Source organism: Kitasatospora sp. NPDC048298, assembly GCF_043201465.1.
Classification (GTDB): domain Bacteria; phylum Actinomycetota; class Actinomycetes; order Streptomycetales; family Streptomycetaceae; genus Kitasatospora.
Genome location: NZ_JBICYZ010000021.1, coordinates 52,534 through 67,011, shown reverse-complemented (window position 1 = coordinate 67,011; position 14,478 = coordinate 52,534). Strand labels below are relative to the sequence as shown.

The following is a 14,478-nucleotide window of genomic DNA, read 5'->3' as shown; positions in this document are numbered from 1 at the left end:
ACCCGGGAACCCGTCTCGTGGCGCGATATCGATACGATATCCGGGTCTGGGAGAATATCCGACAGCATACCGGCGGAGTGAATTCTCCGCTTTCGGAAAGGATTTTTCGGCCCGCCCTCCGGGAGAGAACTCACGGGGGAGATCAGGGAGCGGTGCGCGCCGCGCTCTGCTAGGACTCGAGGAATTCCGGGAGGACGCGGGGTGGCCATGCTCCGACGCTCAGCACACCGAGGGAGTGCGCCCGGGAGACCAGAGCCGGCCGGTTCGCGGCCTGGAAATGGCGCATCATCAGCCCGATGCGGTACTCGATGCCCTGCGGGCTCAGATAAAGCGATGCCGCCAGCCGGACGGTCGGGGTGCCGACCGCGACGCCTTCCAGGATGCGGGCGTCCACGGCGGTCAGCCGACGGACGCCCGCGCCGCCGGAAGGGCCCCCGACTGCCGGACGGGCGCCGCCGGCGGGCCCGGACCGCGGCGGCCGCTGCGCGGGCTTGATCTCCTCGGAGGTCGCTGACGGTGTCACTCCTCGGTCCCCCTTCCCTGTCGTCGGCGGTCTCAGGCGCGCGGCGTACCGGCGAGGTGGTCGCGGAGCATGCCGGTCACCTCGTCCGCCCGGCTGCTGAGGTAGAAGTGCCCGCCGGGGAAGACCTTGAGGTCGAACGCGGCCGTCGTGCGGTCGCGCCAGTGCCCGGCCTCGGGGACCGGTGTCCAGGCGTCCTGATCCCCCACCACGGCGGTGACCGGGCAGGTGACCGCGGCGTCACGGTCGGTCCGGTAGGCCCCCAGGGCCCGGTAGTCGCCGCGCAGCACGGGCATCACCATCGCCAGCAGTTCCTCGTCCTCCAGGAGCCGGGCGTCGGTGCCGCTCATGGCCCTGACCTCGGCCACGATGCCCGCGTCGTCGAGTGGGTGGGAGGGCCCGGGCCGGTCCGCGGACGGCCCCTTGCGGCCGGAGACGAAGAGGTGGTCGATCCGACCGCCCGCGCGCTCGATCCGCCGGGCCACCTCGAAGGCGACGAGCGCGCCCAAGCTGTGCCCGAAGAAGGTCAGGGGGAGGTCGTCCCAGCGGCGCAGCGCTTCGGACACTTCGTCGGCCAGCCGGTGCAGGTCCTGGACACCGGGTTCCTCCCGGCGGTCCTGCCTGCCGGGGTACTGCACGGCCAGGACGTCCACCGGACCGCTCAGTGCGGCGGATACCGGGAAGTAGAAACTCGCCGAGCCGCCGGCGTGCGGAAAGCAGACCAGTCGGCGCGTGGCCGTCGGCGAGGGATGGAAGCGACGGCACCACAGGTCGCTGTCCAAAGAGAGGGGGATCATGTCGGCCTTTCATTCCTTTCGCGAAATCCGCGCGGTGCCGGCGGGCGGGGTGTGGTGATCACGTCGGACACCCGCCGCACCGGTGGGCCGGCTGGTACGTACTAATCCGGGGATCCCCGATCGGCGACGGTCGGCGGGTCACGGGCGCCACATATGACAGCCTGCCATGCCTCCGGGAATGTCAGCAAGTACGCATCGGAGCGCATCCGGCACTCATGCCCGGGTTCAAAACCGGCCGTTTCTTCGGCGAATGGTAAGAACGTTGCAGCGCCGAGCAATCCTGTGGGATTTACTTGGCTCCGACTCGGCAGCAACGGTCCGGCCGGACCCCGCACCGCGGATCCGGGCGAGGAGGCGAGGGCACCTCATGGCAAGGTTGTACGCCGTCAGTCCGCGGACCGTCCACGCGGACGGGGTGCGGCATCAGGAGGTGTCCCTCGGGTATCCGCGCGAGTGGCGGCGGTGGGGCAAGCCGGATCCGCTGCTGCGTGAGGTCTTCCCGTCCGGTGAGTAGCGGTGACGGACTCCGGCCGGTGGGCCGTGGTGGGCGGCCTGGTCCTGACCACCGTGACGGTGCCGCGCAGCGTAAACCCGGCATGCGCGCAAGACCTGTGCTCTAGGAATACCTCTAGATACGACAGGACCGCGTTGACCCGTTCATGGTCACCCAAGACGCTGGAGGCAGTCTTGCCCACCGGTCGTGCGATGAAGAGGACTCCCCCCTTGAACTTCCTGTTACTGGGCCCGCTTTCCGTCCGGTTGAACGCGCGTGAGGTGCACGTGTCGGCGCCGAGGCAACGCGTGGTCATGACAGCCCTCCTCCTCAACGCCAACCGGGTGATCTCCGTCGACCGGATCGCCGAGTACGTCTGGGACGGCGCCCCGCCGCCGAGTGCCGCCGCGACCGTCCGCACCTATGTGATGCGCCTGCGGCAGTCGCTGGGCGAGCACGCCTCCGCCCGGATCGTCACCCGGGCGCCCGGCTACCTCCTCGAACTCGGCGAGCACGAGAGCGATCTCGGGCAGTTCACGGCCCATCGCCGGCGCGCGGCGGAGCTGGCCGAGCGCGGAGACCTGGAAGGTTCCTCCGCCGAGCTGGCCGAGGCGCTCGCCCTGTGGCGCGAGGAGCCGCTGGCGGACATCCCGTCGCAGACGCTGCGCGATGTGGAGGGCCGCTACCTCCAGGAGCTTCGCCTGCAGACCATGGAGATGCGGTTCGACGCGGAGCTGGCGCTGCTGCGGCACGCCGAGATCGTGCCGGAGCTGGTACGGCTGGTGCGGAAGCACCCCTTACGCGAGGCCCTGGTGGGCAAGCTGATGCTGGCGCTGGGCCGCTCGGGACGGCAGTCGGAGGCCCTGGACCTCTACCAGCGCACCCGGGCGCTGCTCGTCGAGCAGCTCGGCGCCGAGCCGAGCACCGATCTGCGCGAGGTCCACCGGCACATCCTCTCGGCCCACGACCGGCCCCGCACGCCCGACCCGCTGGAGCAGCCCGCGAAGGCCCCGGAGGCGGCCGTCGCGCCGGCGCCGGCCGCCGCCTGGGAAAGATCCTGCTGGCCGAGCCCGGCGCAGCTGCCCTCGGTGCCGCTGCCGTTGTCGGCCCGCTCCGGTGCACTGGCGCGGCTGCAGCACTTCCTCACGACCGGCACGATGCCCGCGGGCATGGTGGCGACGGCGGTGGTGACCGGCCGGGGCGGTGTCGGCAAGAGCGCGCTGGCCCTGCAAGCGGCGCACGCCGTGCGCGGTTCCTCGGTGCACGGCCAGCTCTACGCGGATCTCGGCGGAGCCGCGCGGCCGCTGACCGCCCGGGCGGTGCTGCCGCGGTTCCTGGCGGACCTCGGTGTGCCCCGGGACGAGATACCCGAGGAGGAGTCGGAACAGGAGAGCCTCTACCGCTCGCTCACCGCGGGCCGCCGTCTGCTGGTGGTACTCGACAACGCCTCCAGCACCGCGCAGGTGCGGCCGCTGATACCGGGTAGCGGGGGCAGCAGGCTGCTGGTGACCAGCCGACGGCGGCTGGCCGATCTGGAGGGGGCGTCCCCGCTTGTCCTCGGCCCACTGGACGAGGCCGGGTCGCTGGAGCTGCTGGGCAGCATCGTCGGCCCGGCCAGGGTCGGTGCCGAACCGCGGTCGGCCCGTTCGGTGCTGACGGTCTGCGCGGGCCTGCCGCTGGCGATCCGGATCGCGGGGACCCGGCTGCTGGAGCGCCCGCACTGGACCATCGGGCACTTCGCCCGGCGGCTCACGGACGCCCCGCGGCTGCTGGACGAACTGTGCGCGGGCGACCTCGGTGTCCGGCCCTGCCTCGACGCCGACCACGCCGGGCTCCGGCGGGCGGCTCCGGCCGGGGTCGACCCGGCCGAGGTGTTCACCGCGCTGGGGGCCGCCGAATCGCGTTCGGTCTCCAGCAGTTGGGTCGCGGTGATGTTCGGCTGCTCCGAGGCGCAGGCCGAGGAGGCCTTGGACGCCCTGGTGGAGGCGAATCTGCTGGGTGCGCCGGCGGGGGGCCGCTACCGGCTGGACGCGCTGTTGCGGGCGTACGCCCGCGAGCGGGCGCAGGCGGTCGCCGTACGGCAGCACGATCACCCGTACATGCGCGCCGGGTGACCGTCCCGGCGGCCCGGCGACGGGCACCCGGCGGCCCTGTTCCCCTTCCCCCGATGCTTTTCGACCCGACCTCCTTCGACCCGATCTCCTTCGAGAGGACCCCCGCGCCATGGCCCACCAGACAGAAGCCACCCACGACCTGCTCGCCTACGTCCGGGAGGTCTCCCTCCGTGACGACGATCTACTCAGGGAACTGCGGGAGGCCACCGCGGACCTCCCCGGCGGGACCGCCATGCAGGTGATGGCGGAGGAGGGCCAACTGCTCTCCCTGCTGGTCGGGTTGACGGGGGCCCGGGCGGTGCTGGAGATCGGCACCTTCACCGGCTACAGCACCCTGTGCATGGCCCGCGCGCTCCCGGCCGACGGGGTGCTGGTGTCCTGCGACATCGACGACCGGTGGCCGGCCATCGGCGCCGACTTCTGGAAGCGGGACGGGGTCGACTCGCGGATCGACCTGCGGATCGGCGATGCCACCGCGACCCTGGACGCGCTGCTGGCGGAGCGCGGGCCGGAGAGCTTCGACCTGGTGTTCATCGACGCGGACAAGAGCAACTACGTCCGCTACTACGAGACTTCGCTGGCGCTGCTGCGCACCGGCGGTCTGATCGTGGTCGACAACACCCTCTTCTTCGGCCGGGTCGCCGATCCGGCCGCCGTGGACCCGGAGACCGCCGGGGTCCGGGCTTTGAACCGGCTGCTGCACAAGGACCCCCGGGTGGAGCTGTCGCTGCTGGTGATGGCCGACGGGATCACACTCGTCCGCAAGCGCTGAGGGCGGCGGGCCGGAGCCCGGGAGCGCCGACCGCCGCCGCCGCGGTCACGACGTTCCCGGGCCCCCTTCCGGCACGTTCAGGTCGGGTGCGTCCACGCTGATGACGGTGGACACCACGCGCGGGCCGGGGACCAGGTGGAGGCGCTGGAGTCCGGTGTCCTCCGGAGCCGGCGCGAGGACGGCGGCACACGGGCACGGGGCTTCGTCCAGGCCCTCGAAGCCCGCGAACCGGTAGGCGATCTCCATCATCCGGTTGCGTTCGGTCGCCCGGAAGTCCGCGACCAGGTGGACTCCGGACCGGGCGGCGGCGTCGGCCAGCCAGTTCAGCAGGGTCGCGCCGGCGCCGTAGGCGACGACCCGGCAGGAGGTGGCGAGCAGCTTGAGGTGCCACAGGCCCGGGTGCCGTTCGAGCAGCAGGACGCCGACCGCGCCGTGCGGGCCGAACCGGTCGGTGAGGGTGACCACCAGGACCTCGTGCCGGGGGTCGGTGATCAGGCCTCGCAGCACCGCGTCCGGGTAGTGGACCCCGGTCGCGTTCATCTGGCTGGTGCGCAGGGTGAGTTCCTCGACCCGGGACAGCTCCTCGCCGGTGGCCCGGCCGATGCGCATCCGCAGGTCCAGGGAGCGCAGGAACTCCTCGTCGGGGCCGGGGGCGGCCGCCCGCTCGGCCTCGCGGCGGAAGCCCGCCTGGTACATCTGGCGGCGGCGCCGGGAGTCGACGGTGCTGACCGCAGGGGTGAACTCGGCGAGTTCGGGGAGTGCGAGGACCTGCTCGGCCGGGTAGCACCGTACGTCGGGCAGGTGGAAGGCCACTTCGGCGCGTTCGGCGGGCCGGTCGTCGACGAAGGCGACGGTCGTGAGCGCGAAGTTCAGCCGGTCGGCGATCCGGCGCACCGACTCGGACTTGGCGCCCCACCCGATCTCCGGCAGGACGAAGTACTCGGCCACGCCGAACGCCTCCAGCCGGGCCCAGGCGTGCTCGTGGTCGTTACGGCTGGCGACGGACTGGAGGATGCCGCGGGAGTCGAGTTCGATCACCACCTTGCGCACCTCGTCCGGCAGGTGCACCTCGCCGTCCTCCAGCAGGGTGCCCTGCCAGAGGGTGTCGTCCAGGTCCCAGACCAGGCACTTGACAATCTCGGCCATGCCGTCCTTCCTCGTCTCGTCGGCCGTGGGCCCGCTCACCGTGCCCCCGGAGCGGAGAGGGCGTGCTGTGCCAGCATCAGCCGGCACAGCTCGTTGCTGCCCTCGATGATCTCCATCAACTTGGCGTCCCGGTACGCCCGGGCCACCGCGTGCCCGTCCCGGGACCCGGCCGAGGCCAGGACCTGGACGGCCGTCGCCGCGCCCCGGGCGGCCTGCGTCGCGCTGACGTGCTTGGCCAGTACGGTCGCCACCACCTGGTCCGGCGCCCCTTCGTCCCAGCAGCGGCTGGCGTGCTCGCAGACCCGCGCGGCCACCTGCTCGGCCGTGTAGAGGTCGGCGAGGTGCCCGGCGACGAGCTGGTGCTCTGCGAGCGGCCTGCCGAACTGCTCCCGCCCTGAGGCGTGCGCGGTGGCCGCCGCCAGACAGGCCCGCAGGATGCCCACGCACCCCCAGGCGACGGACATCCGCCCGTAGGCCAGCGCGGTCGTCACCAGCAGGGCGGGCGGCAGTCCGTGACCGCCCAGGACGCTGTCGGCCGGCAGCCGCACCCCGTCGAGGTGGACGTCCGCGTGTCCGGCCGCGCGGCAGCCGAGCGGGTCGGCGATCCGCTCGATCCGGACGCCGGGCGTGTCGGCGGGCACCACGACGGCCACCGCGCCGTCCTCGTAGCGGCCGACGACGACCAGCAGGTCGGCGTAGTGGGCGGCGGTCACCCACTTCTTGTGTCCGTCGACGACGACCGCGTCGCCGTCGCGGCGGACGGTCGTCGTCATCGCCGCGAGGTCACTGCCGGCGCCGGGCTCGCTGAAGCCGACCGCCGCCAGTCCGCCGCCGGTCAGCCGGGGGAGGTGGGCGGCCGCCTGCTCGGCGGTGCCGAGGCGCTGGATGGTCCATGCCGCCATGCCCTGGGAGGTCATCACGCTGCGCAGCGAGCTGCAGAGGCCGCCCACGTGGGCGGTGTACGCGCCGCTGCGCATGCTGCTGAGCCCCCAGCCGCCGTACTGCTCCGGGACCTCGGCGCACAGTCGGCCCTCGGCGCCCAGTTCGCGGAGCAGGTCCAGCGGGATGAGGCCGGTCCGGTCCCACTCCCCCGCCTGGTCGCCGACCCGCAGGGTGACGGAGGTCATGGCGCTGTTCAGGTCCTCACCCACGCCGGCCCCCGGCGGCGGGCACCCGGAGCCGGTCCACCAGCTCCGCCATCCGCCGTACGGTGCGGAAGTTGTCCAGCCGCAGGTCCGCGCCGCGGACGGCGATGGCGTAGGTCTTCTCCAGGTGCACCACCACCTGCATGGCGAACAGGGACGACAGGCCGCCGGCGCCGAACAGGTCGGTGTCGGCGTCCCAGGCGGTTCCGGTGCGTTCCTCCAGGAATCCCAGCAGTTCCTTCTCCAGGTCGTGGGTGTCGGGCGTGTTCGCTGTGGTCATGGCCGTCTCCTTGTCGGGGTGATCAGGTGTAGTCGTAGAAGCCGCGCCCGGACTTGCGGCCCAGCCGGCCCTCGCGGACCAGCCGGAGCAGCAGTTCGGCGGGGCGGCAGCCGTCGTCGCCGGTGCGTTCGTGGAGCACGGTGAGGGAGTCGACGAGGTTGTCGATGCCGATCAGGTCCGCGGTGCGCAGCGGGCCGGTGGGGTGTCCCAGGCAGCCCTGCATCAGGGCGTCGACGTCCTCCGCGGTCGCCGTGCCCTCCTCCACGACCCGGGCCGCGTCGTTGATCATCGGGTGCAGGATGCGGCTGGTCACGAAGCCGGGTGCGTCCCGGACGACCACCGCCCGCCGCCGCAGCGCCGTGAGCAGGGCCGCCACGGAGGCCATCGCCGGGTCCCCGGTCTTGGCGCCGCGGACCACTTCGGCGGTGCCGATCAGGTAGGGCGGGTTCATGAAGTGGGTGCCGACCAGATCCTCCGGCCGCTCCACGGCCCCGGCCAGTTCGTCGACGGGGATCGAGGAGGTGTTGGTGATCAGCAGGGTTCCGGGCCGGACCAGTCCGGAGACCTCGGACAGGACGGCGGCCTTGATCGCGGCGTTCTCGGTGACCGCCTCGACGACGGCGGTGGCTCCGGCGACGGCCTTGAGCGAGGTGCCGGTGGCCAGGGCGCCGAGGGGCGTCCCGGCGGGCAGGGCGCCCATCAGCTCGGCCAGCCGGAGGTCGCCGTCGATCAGGTCCGTGGCCCGGTCGAGCCGTTCCCGGTCGATGTCGACCAGGTGGACCGGCAGGCCGTGTCCGAGGGCGAGGACGGTGATGCCGACGCCCATCACCCCGGCTCCCAGCACGGTGAGGGCGTGTCGCGGGGGGGAATCGTCGTACGGGGCTGTGGTCAACGGGCTCTCCTTCGGTGTCACAGGTCTTCGGGGGTGCGGAGGGTGGCGCCGAGCCAGTCGGCGACGGCGTCGCCGGTGGTCGCGACATGCTGTTCCATGATCGAGAAGTGGTCTCCGGGAACGTCGACGACGGTGTCGGCACCGGCCCAGGACGAGCGCCAGTCACCGGCTTCGGCGGACGGGCGGCCGAGCGGGGTGGAGGCGCGGACCAGCAGCAGCGGGGCGCGGACCGCCGGGGGTTTCCAGTCGTCGAGCAGACGGAAGTAGCCGCCCATCGCGGTCAGCCTGGTCCCGTCCATCGGGGCCGCCTGGTCCTCGCGGTCGAACATGCCGCCCAGCAGGACGTCGTTGAACTGGGTGATGCCTTCGTTGTCGGAGAGGTAGGTGTCCAGCAGCACCACGGCCGCCGGGCCCTCGCCGCGCTGCTCCAGCGCGGCGGCCACTCCGTGGGCGAGCGTGCCGCCGGAGGAGGAGCCGGCCAGGACGAGCGTCCGTCCGGGCAGTTCCCGGAGCAGTGTCGTCGCCTGGAAGTCCAGCAGGGCCGACATGTCGGCGGGCAGTTCCTCCTCGGGGCTGAATCCGGGGGCGTCCAGGGCGGCGACGGCGTAGCGGTCCCGGAAGCGGGCGGCGAAGCGGGCGTACTGGTGGGCACCGCCGAGGGCGACGATGGAGCCGAAGCAGACGAGTACGGGGGCGTCGGCGCGCTCGTTCAGGCGCAGCAGCCGCGGGCCGGTGCCGGCGGCCGCGAGGTCGCCGCCGCTGGGGAAGGCCGGGCGCAGGGCGGAGGCGTGCTTGAGCAGGGCGATGCCCTCGTCGATCCGGCCGAGTGCGCAGGCCCGGCGGAACAGCACGCTCACCGGGTCGGTGTCGGCGGTGTCGGTTCCGGTTGCGGCGGTTCCGGTTGCGGGTGCCGTTTCGGGCCGGGGGGTGTCTTCCCTCCGGGCCTCGGCGGCGAGGCGCGCCGCGAGCGCGGCGGGGGTGCCGCTGTCGAAGACGGCGGAGGGCCGCAACCGCAGTCCGGTGGCGGCGGCCAGCCGGTTGCGGAGCTCGACCGCGGTCAACGAGTCGAATCCGACGGAGAGGAAGGGCACCGTCGCGGACAGCGCCCCGGAGTCGGTGTGGCCGAGGACTTCGGCGGCCTGGGCGAGGACGATGTCGAGCAGGACCAGCCCGCGTTCCTGTACGTCGGCGGCGGCGTCGAGCCGTTGCCGCAGCGCTGCGGCGGCGGTCGGCGTCCCCTTCGTTCCGGTCGTCGCGGTCGGGCTGCGCCGGACCAGGGAGCGCAGCATCGGGTGCACCGGGCCGTCGCCGCGCACGGTGAGGTCGAGGTGGGCCAGGACGACGGGGCTCCCGTCTCCCGGCGGGGCGGCGTCCGCGGCGCACACCGTGTCCAGCAGGGCCATGGCCTCCTCGTCGGAGAGGCCGCGGGCGCCGCGCCGGTCGATGCGCCGCCGTTCGGCGCCGCCGAGCTCCGCCGTCATCCCGCTCACCCGCTCCCAGGGGCCCCAGGCCAGGGACAGGCCGGGGAGCCCGAGCCGTCGGCGTTCCGCGATGAGGGCGTCGAGCGCGGCGTTGGCGGCCGAGTAGGACGCCTGGCCGGGGCTGCCCAGCACGCCCGCGGCGGAGGAGAAGACGACGAACGCGGACAGGTCCGCTCCGCGCGTCAGCTGGTCGAGGTGCCGGGCGGCGTCGAACTTGGGCCGCAGGACGGCGGTCATCCGCTCCCCCGTCAGCCCGTCCAGCAGACCGTCGTCGAGCACTCCGGCGGTGTGGACCACGGCGCACAGCGGATGGCGTTCGGGGATGGCCGCCAGGGCGGCGGCCAGTGCCTGACGGTCGGACACATCACAGCTGACGGCGGCCAGTTCGGCTCCGGCCTCGGCCAGCTCCGCCGTCAGCTCCGGCATGCCGGGGGCGTCGGCGCCGCGGCGGCTCAGCACGAGGAGGTGGCGTACCCCGTGCGCGGCGACCAGATGGCGCGCCAGGACGGCCGCGAGCGCGCCGCCCCCGCTCACCAGTACCGTCCCTTCGGACGGCCCGAACGGGCCGGCCGGCCGGGTCGCGGTGGCGGTGGTGGCCGTGGCGGTGGTGACCGGCGGCCGTATCAGTCGGGGCGCGTACAGGACCCCACCGCGCAGGGCCGCCTGTGGTTCGCCCGTGGCGAGGAGCTCGGCGAGCGCGTCGCCGAGACCGTCCGGGTCCGGCCCTTCGGTGTCCAGCAGCACGAACCGGTCGGGGTGTTCGAGCTGAGCGGCTCGGAGCATGCCCCAGACGGCCGCCGCACCGAGGTCCGCCGGCTGCGGCTGCGCACCGAGCGGGCCGGTCGCGCCCCGGGTGAGCACCACCAGGGGCGTACGGGCGGTGGTGTCGTCGGCCAGGTGGGCCTGGAGGCGGTCCAGGACCCCGGACGCGACCACGTGCACCGCCGCGGGGTCCGCGTCCCGGGCGGGGGTGTCCGCGGTCACGGTGTCGGCGGACGGGGGGCAGGTCAGCAGCATCGCGTCGGGTGCCGCGGACGGGGGTTCGGTGGGGAAGGCGGCCGGCAGCAGCCGCTCGTCCTGCGGGCCGAGGAGGCCCCAGCGGGTGACCGGGCGCGGGCCGGGCCCGGCAGTGACCGGCGTCCAGCCGACGTGGAAGACGGAGCCGGAGGACGCCCGCGGTGCGGCGGTGGACGCCGTGCGCAGGGTGAGCGAGCCGACCGTCACCACCGTGCGCCCCGAGGGATCGGTGATCCGCGCGGTGACGGCGTCCGGGCCGTCGGGGCGCAGCCGGACACGCAGGACCGGCGCGTCGGAGGTCTCGATCGCGACGCGCTGCCAGGAGAACGGCAGGGGGACGCTGTCGGCGGGCTCCGCGGTCGCGGCGCCTTCGCGCAGACCGGTCGTCTGGAGGGCCGCGTCCAGGAGGGCCGGGTGCACGCCGAAGCCGCCCGCTCCGCCGGCAGGGAGGCCGTCGGGCAGGGCCACTTCGGCGTGGATCGCGTCTGCGGTGCGCCATGCGGCGCGCAGGCCCCGGAACGCCGGGCCGTAGGCGACGCCCCGGGTTTCGAGCAGCCCGTACAGTTCGTCCACGTCGAGGGGGACCGCGTCGGGCGGGGGCCACGTGCCGGCCGGTTCGGTCGTGTCGTCCCGGTCGGCCGACGGGTCCCGGGGGCCGACCGCGCCGGTCGCGTGCCGGGTCCAGGCCCGGTCGGCGGAGCCGGGGGCGGCCTCGGGCCGGGAGTGGAACTCCACCGGGCGCCGTCCCGTGCCGTCTTCGGCGCCCACCCGGACGCGCAGTTGCACGGCCTGATCGTCGGGCAGCAGCAGCGGGGCGGCGAGGGTCAGCTCCTCCACGAGGGCGCAGCCGAGGCGGCGGCCCACGTGCGCGGCCAGCTCCACGAGGGCCGCGCCGGGCAGGATCACGGCTCCGGCCACGGCGTGGTCGGCGAGCCAGGGGTGGGTGGCCGAGGAGAGCCGGCCGGTGAAGAGGGTGCCCGCGTCGTCGGGCAGTTCGACCGCGGCGCCGAGCAGCGGGTGGTCCGCGGCGGACTGGCCGGTGGCCGCCTGGTCCCGGTCGGCCGGCAGGGCGTCCAGCCAGTAGCGGCGTCGTTGGAAGGCGTAGGTGGGCAGGTCCACCCGCTGGGCACCGGTTCCCGCGAACAGTCGCTCCCAGTCGACGCGCAGGCCCCGGACGTGTGCCTCGGCGAGCGCGAGCTGGAGTCGGCGGAGCCCTCCGGCCCCGCGCCGCAGGGTGTCGAGCACCAGCGTCTCCGGGGCGCCCGCGTCGGCGGCCGTGTCCTCGATCGCGTACATCAGGGCGGGCTGGGGGCCGGACTCGATGAAGACGCGGTGCCCGGCCGCGAGGAGCGAGCGGGTCGCCCGCTCGAACTCGACGGTCTGCCGGACGTTGCGGTACCAGTACTCGGCGCCCAGGGACTTCGTGTCCAGCAGGCCGCCGGTCACGCTGGAGTAGTACGGCACCGCACCCGCGAGGGGGGTGATCCCGTCCAGGTCGGAGAGCAGGCGCTCGCGGATCCGCTCCACGTGCGAGGAGTGCGACGCGAAGTCGGTTTCGATGCGGGTCGCCCACACCCCTTCCTCCAGGAGTTCCTCCACCAGGGCCGTGACCGCGTCGGCGTCGCCCGACACCGCCACCGACGACGGGCCGTTCACCGCCGCCACCGAGAGCCGGCCCGCCCACGGGGCGATGCGCTCCCGTGCCACGTCCACCGGCAGGGGCACCGACGCCATCCCGCCACGGCCCGCCAACGCCCCCACCGCACGGGAACGCAGCGCCACCACCCGCGCCCCGTCGTCGATGCTCAGGCCACCCGCCACCACCGCGGCGGCGATCTCGCCCTGGGAGTGGCCCACCACCGCGTCCGGAACGACGCCGAACGAGCGCCACACCTCCGCCAGCGACACCATCACCGACCACAGCACCGGCTGCAGCACGTCGACCCGTGCGAGCAACCGCTCCGAGCCCAGCGCCTCCGCCAACGACCAGTCCACGTAAGGCGCCAGCGCCCGCTCGCACTCGGCCATCCGCCCGGCGAACACAGCCGATTCGGCCAGCAGCTCCGCGGCCATCCCCACCCACTGCGAACCCTGACCCGGGAACACCAACACCGAACGGCCCGGGGGCAGCCCGCTGCCGACCGTCACGCCCGCCGCACGCACGCCCCGCGACAGGGCGGCGACACCGGCCAGCAGTTCGCCCCGGTCCGCCCCCACCACCACCGCGCGCTCCGCGAACCGCGAACGCCCCGCCGCCAGCGAATGGCCGACGTCCGTCACGCTCAGGCCCGGTTCCGCCACCACCCGCTCGTACAGCGCCGTCGCCTGGGCGCGCAGCGCATCCGGGGTACGCGCCGACAGGATCCAGGGGACGGCGGCGGGCACCGGTTCCGGCGTGGCGGACCCGTCGGAAGCTGCCGGGTCGGCCGGGGCCTGTTCGAGGATGACGTGGGCGTTGGTGCCGCTGGCGCCGAAGGAGGACACCCCGGCCCGGCGCGGACGTCCCGTCTCCGGCCAGGGGGCGGCCTCGGTGAGCAGGGAGACGGCTCCCTCGGTCCAGTCGATCCGGGGCGAGGGACGGTCGACGTGCAGGGTGCGCGGCATCACGCCGTGCCGCATCGCGAGCACCGACTTGATCACCCCGCCGACGCCCGCGGCGGCCTGGGTGTGGGACAGGTTGGACTTCAGCGAGCCCAGCCGCAACGGCCGCCCGGCGGGCCGGTCCTGCCCGTACGTGGCCATGAGCGCCTGCGCCTCGATGGGGTCGCCGAGGACGGTGCCGGTGCCGTGCGCCTCCACCATGTCGACCTCGGACGGGTCGAGTCCGGCACGGGCGAGCGCCCCGTTGATGACGCGCTGCTGCGCGGGCCCGTTCGGGGCGGTCAGCCCGTTGCTGGCGCCGTCCTGGTTGACGGCCGAGCCGCGGATGACGGCCAGGACGGGGTGCCCCGCGCGCCGGGCGTCCGAGAGCCGTTCCAGCAGGAGCAGGCCCAGGCCCTCCCCGAACCCGGCTCCGTCCGCCGCGGACGAGAAGGACTTGCTGCGTCCGTCGGGTGCCAGGCCGCGCTGGCGGCTGAACCCGACGTACAGGCCGGGGGTGGACATCACGGTCACCCCACCGGCCAGGGCGAGGGTGGTGTCGCCGGAGCGCAGCCCCTGGCAGGCGAGGTGGACGGCGACCAGGGAGGACGAGCAGGCGGTGTCCAGGGTGACCGCCGGGCCTTCCAGGCCCAGGGTGTAGGCGATCCGGCCCGAGGCGACGCTGGGGATGGTGCCGGTGCCGAGGAAGCCTTCCACTTCGTCGGGCACCCGGCCGAGCCGGGACCCGTATTCGCTGTAGATCACTCCGGTGTAGACGCCGGTGCGGCTGCCGCGCAGGGTCGCCGGGTCGATGCCCGCGCGTTCCACCGCTTCCCAGGACGCTTCCAGCAGCAGCCGCTGCTGCGGGTCCATGGCCAGGGCCTCGCGCGGCGAGATGCCGAAGAAGCCGGGGTCGAAGCCGGTCGCGTCGTGGAGGAAGCCGCCTTCCCGGACGTAGAAGGTGCCGGGGGCGTCGGGGTCGGCGTCGAAGCCGCCCTCGACGTCCCAGCCGCGGTCGGTGGGGAACGGCGAGACCGCGTCGCGTTCCTTGACCAGCAGCTCCCACAGGTCTTCCGGGGTGCGTACGCCGCCGGGGTAGCGGCAGCTCATCGCCACGATGGCGATGGGCTCGGCGGAGTCGTCGCGGAGCCGTCGGTTCTCCTGCCGCAGGCGCTGGTTGTCCACCAGCGAGGCGCGCAGGGCGGCGACCACCTGGTCCGTGTCGGTGGGCATGGGGTCGG

General features: G+C 74.0%; 10 protein-coding genes. 3 read left to right on the top strand and 7 right to left on the bottom strand.

The window, feature by feature from the left end:
* Window positions 1-169: 169 nt before the first annotated feature.
* Together ACGF0D_RS17805 and ACGF0D_RS17800 are read right to left on the bottom strand one after the other, a co-directional pair.
* Window positions 170-394 carry a hypothetical protein gene (locus tag ACGF0D_RS17805; RefSeq protein ID WP_360509318.1) on the bottom strand — a complete coding sequence of 75 codons (225 nt, stop codon included), beginning with the start codon at window positions 392-394 and terminating at the stop codon, window positions 170-172.
* Window positions 395-555: 161 nt separating this feature from the next.
* Window positions 556-1,317, bottom strand: a complete 762-nt coding sequence (locus ACGF0D_RS17800) for a thioesterase II family protein (protein WP_392917122.1) — start codon at window positions 1,315-1,317, stop codon at window positions 556-558.
* Between the two features lie 367 nt (window positions 1,318-1,684).
* On the opposite strand from ACGF0D_RS17800, the gene ACGF0D_RS17795 reads away from it, so the two are divergent.
* The 3 genes from ACGF0D_RS17795 (at window position 1,685) to ACGF0D_RS17785 (ending at window position 4,696) form a co-directional block, all read left to right on the top strand.
* Complete coding sequence (locus ACGF0D_RS17795) at window positions 1,685-1,831, top strand: hypothetical protein (RefSeq protein WP_392917120.1); 147 nt, start codon at window positions 1,685-1,687, stop codon at window positions 1,829-1,831.
* 191 nt (window positions 1,832-2,022) lie between these two features.
* Entirely contained in the window at window positions 2,023-3,924 is a 1,902-nt protein-coding gene (locus ACGF0D_RS17790; protein ID WP_392883108.1) for a BTAD domain-containing putative transcriptional regulator, read from the top strand.
* 109 nt (window positions 3,925-4,033) lie between these two features.
* Entirely contained in the window at window positions 4,034-4,696 is a 663-nt protein-coding gene (locus ACGF0D_RS17785) for a class I SAM-dependent methyltransferase (protein WP_392917117.1), read from the top strand.
* 45 nt (window positions 4,697-4,741) lie between these two features.
* Here the strand turns inward: ACGF0D_RS17785 and ACGF0D_RS17780 are convergent, their stop codons facing one another.
* Genes ACGF0D_RS17780 through ACGF0D_RS17760 form a run of 5 tightly spaced genes read right to left on the bottom strand, consistent with a single transcriptional unit; the run spans window position 4,742 to window position 14,470 of the window.
* On the bottom strand, window positions 4,742-5,842 hold the full coding sequence (locus ACGF0D_RS17780) for an HAD-IIIC family phosphatase (protein WP_392917114.1): 1,101 nt from the start codon (window positions 5,840-5,842) through the stop codon (window positions 4,742-4,744).
* Window positions 5,843-5,877: 35 nt separating this feature from the next.
* Window positions 5,878-6,993: an acyl-CoA dehydrogenase family protein gene (locus ACGF0D_RS17775; RefSeq protein WP_392917112.1), complete on the bottom strand. Its 1,116-nt coding sequence runs from the start codon at window positions 6,991-6,993 to the stop codon at window positions 5,878-5,880.
* A complete protein-coding gene (locus ACGF0D_RS17770) occupies window positions 6,986-7,267 on the bottom strand; it encodes an acyl carrier protein (RefSeq protein WP_392883116.1) in 282 nt (93 codons plus the stop codon). Before ACGF0D_RS17770 ends, ACGF0D_RS17775 begins: the two co-directional genes overlap by 8 nt.
* 22 nt (window positions 7,268-7,289) lie before the next feature.
* Window positions 7,290-8,159 carry a 3-hydroxyacyl-CoA dehydrogenase family protein gene (locus ACGF0D_RS17765; protein WP_392917109.1) on the bottom strand — a complete coding sequence of 290 codons (870 nt, stop codon included), beginning with the start codon at window positions 8,157-8,159 and terminating at the stop codon, window positions 7,290-7,292.
* Window positions 8,160-8,176: 17 nt separating this feature from the next.
* Window positions 8,177-14,470, bottom strand: a complete 6,294-nt coding sequence (locus tag ACGF0D_RS17760; RefSeq protein ID WP_392917106.1) for a type I polyketide synthase — start codon at window positions 14,468-14,470, stop codon at window positions 8,177-8,179.
* Window positions 14,471-14,478: the final 8 nt, after the last annotated feature.

Coding starts and splice junctions, on each gene's coding strand:
- ACGF0D_RS17800 (WP_392917122.1), bottom strand. CDS start 1,317: ATGATCCCCCTCTCTTTGGACAGCGACCTGTGGTGCCGTCGCTTCCAT.
- ACGF0D_RS17795 (WP_392917120.1), top strand. CDS start 1,685: ATGGCAAGGTTGTACGCCGTCAGTCCGCGGACCGTCCACGCGGACGGG.
- ACGF0D_RS17790 (WP_392883108.1), top strand. CDS start 2,023: ATGAAGAGGACTCCCCCCTTGAACTTCCTGTTACTGGGCCCGCTTTCC.
- ACGF0D_RS17785 (WP_392917117.1), top strand. CDS start 4,034: ATGGCCCACCAGACAGAAGCCACCCACGACCTGCTCGCCTACGTCCGG.
- ACGF0D_RS17780 (WP_392917114.1), bottom strand. CDS start 5,842: ATGGCCGAGATTGTCAAGTGCCTGGTCTGGGACCTGGACGACACCCTC.
- ACGF0D_RS17770 (WP_392883116.1), bottom strand. CDS start 7,267: ATGACCACAGCGAACACGCCCGACACCCACGACCTGGAGAAGGAACTG.
- ACGF0D_RS17760 (WP_392917106.1), bottom strand. CDS start 14,470: ATGCCCACCGACACGGACCAGGTGGTCGCCGCCCTGCGCGCCTCGCTG.